Annotated in this window: 5 protein-coding genes; all 5 read right to left on the bottom strand. The window is 74.0% G+C overall.

Annotated elements, in window-relative coordinates; translation table 11 throughout:
* Nucleotides 1-1,062 (bottom strand): chromosome segregation SMC family protein (locus PLP61_RS14880; protein ID WP_324503535.1); only part of this gene is annotated, 1,062 nt, incomplete at its 3' end.
* A gap of 165 nt (nt 1,063-1,227) precedes the next feature.
* Nucleotides 1,228-2,118, bottom strand: a complete 891-nt coding sequence (locus PLP61_RS14875; RefSeq protein WP_324503534.1) for a DUF6206 family protein — start codon at nt 2,116-2,118, stop codon at nt 1,228-1,230.
* Nucleotides 2,115-3,326, bottom strand: coding sequence for an aspartate aminotransferase family protein (locus PLP61_RS14870; RefSeq protein WP_324503533.1), 1,212 nt, complete (start codon nt 3,324-3,326; stop codon nt 2,115-2,117). Before PLP61_RS14870 ends, PLP61_RS14875 begins: the two co-directional genes overlap by 4 nt.
* Nucleotides 3,327-3,335: 9 nt before the next feature.
* Entirely contained in the window at nt 3,336-4,703 is a 1,368-nt protein-coding gene (locus PLP61_RS14865; protein ID WP_324503532.1) for an FAD-binding oxidoreductase, read from the bottom strand.
* Nucleotides 4,704-4,708: 5 nt separating this feature from the next.
* A partial coding sequence (locus PLP61_RS14860) for a response regulator transcription factor (protein ID WP_324503531.1) occupies nt 4,709-5,146 on the bottom strand: 438 nt, incomplete at its 5' end.

Below are 5,146 nucleotides of genomic sequence, written 5' to 3'. Positions count from 1 at the left end.
GGCCCGCTGGGTGTCGACCTCCACGGCGATGGCCTGCTCCTGGTCCCGCACGCGCTCGGCCTCCGCCTCGAGCGTCTCGGGGTCCCGGCCGGGCTCGAGCTCCAGCTCGGGGGTGCCGGCGGCGTTGCGGACCCGCTCGGCGGCCAGCGACTGGGTGCCGCGCAGCCGCTCCCGGAGCCCGGACAGGGCGAACCAGGTCTCCTGGGCGCGGGCGAGCTCCGGCAGGTCCTCGCGCAGTGCGGCCTCCAGCGCCGCCTCGGCCTGCTGGGCCTCGGCGACCGACGCCTCCACCTCCCGGCGCCGCTCCACGAGCACGGACTCGTCGGCGAGCTCCTGCTCCAGGGCGGTCCGCGCGGTGACCAGGTCGTCGGCGATCAGCCGGGCACGGGCGTCGCGGACGTCGGCCTGCACGGCCGCCGCCTTGCGGGCCACCTCCGCCTGCCTGCCCAGGGGCTTGAGCTGGCGGCGGATCTCGGTGAGCAGGTCGCCGAGCCGAGTGAGGTTGCCCTCGGTGGAGTCCAGCTTGCGCAGCGCCTTCTCCTTGCGCTTGCGGTGCTTGAGGACCCCGGCGGCCTCCTCGATGAAGCCCCGGCGGTCCTCCGGGGTCGCGTGCAGGATGGAGTCCAGCTGGCCCTGCCCGACGATGACGTGCATCTCGCGGCCGATGCCGGAGTCCGACAGCAGCTCCTGCACGTCCAGGAGGCGGCACGGCTGGGCGTTGATGGCGTACTCGGACCCGCCGCTGCGGAACATCGTGCGGGAGATGGTGACCTCGGAGTACTCGATCGGCAGCGCGCCGTCGGAGTTGTCGATGGTCAGCAGCACCTCCGCCCGGCCCAGGGGCGGACGGCCCGCGGTGCCGGCGAAGATGACGTCCTCCATCTTTCCGCCGCGAAGGGACTTGGCGCCCTGCTCGCCCATGACCCAGGCGAGGGCGTCCACGACGTTGGACTTGCCGGAGCCGTTGGGGCCGACGATGCAGGTGATGCCCGGCTCGAGCTGGAGCGTCGTCGAGGAGGCGAAGGACTTGAACCCCTTGAGGGTCAGGCTCTTCAGGTACACGGTTCTCCCTCACTGCGGACGTTCACGGCGCGGGTGCGGCCGGGGCATCCTCCCAGATGCCGGCTCGGGGGAAGACCAGCCCCGTCAGCCTACGGGGCCCGGCGCCGGTGCAGCGACTTCGGCTCGCGTGTCGGCGCGGTGCCCGGCGGCCCCCGTGCCCAGCGGTCAGCGGTCGATGGCACCGGGCAGCAGGAAGGGGTAGGTCCGGCGCCGGACGCGGCGCTGCCACCACCGGTCGGCGCGGCGCAGCCGCAGCAGCGCCTCCCACATCCGGGCGTTTCCGGCGTACCAGCGGTCGATCTCGCCGCGGGTGAGCGACGGGGTGACCCGCCGGTTGGCCGCCGCGATCGCCTCGTCGACCACATGGTCCAGCCGCTCCTTGAGCAGGTTGCCCACCAGGTCGACGACGACCGTGCGCCGGTCGTGGTAGGCGGCCACGATGCCCGGGAACGCGAAGCGGGCCAGCACCGGCCGGAGCGGCGCGGGCAGGGGTGTGCCCATGTGTGCCAGGTCGAGCCGGGTCCTGCCGGCGGCGTCGCTGAGCATGGGCGTGGTGACGTCGAAGTAGGTCAGCCGCGAGTCCCGCCACGCCCAGTTGGACAGCTGGGCGTCCAGTCCGCAGCTCGGGTCGACCACGGCGTCCACCGCGTCGAGCACGGCGTCGAGCACCGCACGGGCCTGCTCCGGGGTGTCGGCGAGCACCCGCGGCACCAGGGTCGCCTCGGGAAGCACCGGCTGGACCACGTAGCCGGCGACCGTGCCGTGCGCCGCAGGAACGGTGTGCCACGACGTCGGCAGCACGTCGAGCCCGCCCGCGCGCAGGTGCTCGACGTACTCCGTGACCAGCGTGCCGTACGCCTCCGCACGCGTCGCGTCGGCGAAGACGGGCAGGCGCTTGCACGCCGCCGTGGGGGCCTCGGGGGGCCAGCCCAGCACGAGCGTGATCTCGCCGTACCCCAGCACCGGCAGCGTGCCAGCCTCCCCCTGGACCAGGGCCTCGTGCACGCGCGCCTCGAGGGCGGCCAGCTCGTGCTCGCTGACCGGCCCGTCGCTCACGCCAGCACCTCCTGCAGCGTGCCGACCAGCCAGTCGACCTCGTCGTCGGCGATCGTCAGCGGCGGCAGCAGCTGCAGCACGGAGGGGTCGTTGTTGGCGAAGATGGCGAAGACACCCGCGCCGATCGCGCGCTGCGTGGCGGCCATCCCGGCAGCGGCGTCGTGGAGCTTCAGCCCCATGAACAGGCCCCGGCGGCGTACCTCGAGCGGGAGCCCGGACAGGCCCGCCTCGATCCGGGAACCCACCTCCTCGACCCGGCCGAGGAACCCCGGGGCACCGACCAGGTCGAGCACCGTCAGCGCCGCGACACAGCCGATCTCGGCCCCGCCGAAGGTCGAGATGTGGACGAACGGGTGGTCGTCGAAGAAGGCGTGCACCTCGCGGGTCATCAGCGTCGCCGAGATCGGCACGATCCCCCCGGAGAGCCCCTTGCCCGTCACCACGAGGTCGGGCTCGGCCTCGTCCTGCTGGTAGCTCCACCAGGTGCCGGTGCGGCCCAGCCCGGTCTGCACCTCGTCGAGCACCAGGAGGGCTCCGGCCTGGTGGCACAGGTCGCCCACGGCGCGCAGGTAGCCCGGCGGGGGCAGCGGCATCCCCAGGGTCGCGGGGACGGACTCCAGGATGACGGCGGCGGTGCTGTGGTCGACGGCCGTGGCCAGGGCGTCCAGGTCGCCGAACGGGACCTGGCGGAAGTTCTGCGGATTGGGACCGAACGGGTCCCGGTAGGCGGGGTCGCCGGCCGCCATCGCCAGTCCGGTGTGTCCGTGGTAGCCGCCGACGGCCGACACGACACCCTGGCGGCCGGTGTGCGCCCGGGCCACCTTGAGGGCGAGGTCGACCGCCTCTCCCCCACCGACGCCGAACACCACACCGCTCAGCCGGTCGCCGGTGGTGGCCGACAGCCGGCGGGCCAGCTCGGCCCGCCAGCCGGACACGAGGTGGTGGTTGCCGACGTCGAGGTGGCCGAGGGCCTCGCGCACCGCCGCGACCACTGCGGGGTTGCGGTGACCGAGGTTGAACACCCCCCCGTTGCAGTGGCAGTTCAACCATCGCCGCTGGGGGTCGTAGGCGTCGCCGAACCACGCGCCCTCCCGCTCGCCGATCATCACGTCGAGGCCGAGCGCGTCGTACGCCGCCACCTTGCCGCGGTTGACGTGCTCGGCGAACGCGGCAGCTGCGGAGGAACGGTCCGGGAAGGGCTGGTGCATGGGTCTCTCCTACAGGATCGCGCCCGGGTTGAGGATCCCGTCGGGGTCGAGGGCCTCCTTGATCCGCCGGGTCAGCGCCATCACCTCGGGCCCGAGCTGCGCGGGCAGCGCCGACTTCTTCGTGCGCCCGACACCGTGCTCGCCGGTGATGGTGCCGCCCAGCGCGACCGCGGCACCGAGGATGTCGTCGAACGCGGCCCGCGCCCGCCGCTCCGAGTCGGCGTCGGCGGGGTCGTAGACGATGATCGGGTGGGTGTTCCCGTCCCCGGCGTGGGCCACCACCGGGATCTCGACGGCGTACCGGGTCGCGATCCCCCCCACGGCGGCGAGGAGCTCGGGCAGCAGCGGCACCGGGGCGCCGACGTCCTCCAGGAGGAGCGCCCCCCGGGCCTCGATGGCGGGGAAGGCGGCGCGCCGGGCCTCGACGAACATCTCGCCGTCCTCGGCATCGTCGGTGAGGTACACCTCGGTGGCCGAGGCGGCCTGGCAGGCGGCGGCGATGCAGGCGATCTCCTCGGCACGGGCCGCGCCCGGCGCGTCGGACTGCGCGATCAGCAGCGCACCCGCCGAGCGGTCCAGGCCCATCGCCCGGTGGTCCTCGACCGCGTTGACCGCCGCCCGATCCATCAGCTCCAGCATCGAGGGGCGCAGCGACCGCCCGATGTCGACCACGGCGGCGGCGGCGCTCGCGACGGTCGGGAAGGAGGCCACCAGGGTCGACCGCGCCCCCTGCGCGGGAACCAGTCGCAGGATGGCCCGGGTGACGACCCCCAGGGTCCCCTCGCTGCCCACGAACAGCTTGACCAGCGAGAGCCCGGCGACGTCCTTGATCCGCGGCCCGCCGAGGGAGACCAGCGTGCCGTCGGCCAGGACGACGTCCAGCCCCAGCACGTAGTCGGTGGTCACGCCGTACTTCACGCAGCACAGCCCGCCTGCGTTGGTGGCCACGTTGCCGCCGATGGAGCACATGTCGTACGACGAGGGGTCCGGCGGGTACCACAGCCCGTGCTCGGCGGCGGCCTCCTTCACCTCGATGTTGAGGGCACCCGGCTCCACCACCGCCACCCGCGCGGCGGGGTCGATGCCGATGGACCGCATCCGCTCGAGGGAAAGCACGATCCCGCCGTCGACCGCGGTGGCCCCGCCGGAGAGACCGGACCCGGCCCCGCGCGGCACCACCGGGATCCGGTGCGCGCTGGCCCACCGCAGCGTGGCCTGCACCTGCTCGGCCCCCTCGGCCCGGACGACCGCCAACGGCCGACCGGCCTCTTCGCCACCGCCCCCGGACCAGTCGTAGCGGTACTTCTCCACCACGTCGGGATCGGTCACCACCACGCCGTCGGGCAGTGCGGCGGCCAGCTCCTCGAGACGGTCCACGGGGCTCAGACCAGTCCCAGCTCGCTGGCGCGGTCGACGGCCTGGTCGCGGTCCGCGGCGCCGAGCTTGCGGTAGATGCTGCGCAGGTGGGTCTTGAGGGTGTTGACCGAGACGTAGAGCTCGTCGGCGATGTCCTGGTTCTTGATCCGCTGCGGCAGGTAGGCGAGGACCGCGAGCTCGCGCTCGGTGAGCGGCTCGACCAGGGCACTCTGGGCGGCTCCGCGACGTTCCAGCCGCCCGGCCAGCTCCCACATCCGGGCGTCGACGAGCGGGGAGGTGTGCGGGACCGCACGACGCAGCAGGTGCAGGGCCTGGGGCACCTCGACGAACGGTCGGCGCAGCCGGTCCGCCTCGGCCGTGGCCACCGCCGAGCGCAGCGCGACCAGGGCGCCGCGCCCGTCACCCTCGGCGCGGGCGATCGCGCACCGCCGGAGCTCGCGGGC

The organism is Nocardioides sp. (genome assembly GCF_035429765.1).
GTDB lineage: Bacteria > Actinomycetota > Actinomycetes > Propionibacteriales > Nocardioidaceae > Nocardioides.
This window is presented reverse-complemented; position numbering and strand designations above follow the sequence as displayed.

What these genes read in the sequence shown, in the direction of transcription:
- PLP61_RS14870 (WP_324503533.1), bottom strand. Translation starts at nt 3,326, where the DNA reads ATGCACCAGCCCTTCCCGGACCGTTCCTCCGCAGCTGCCGCGTTCGCC.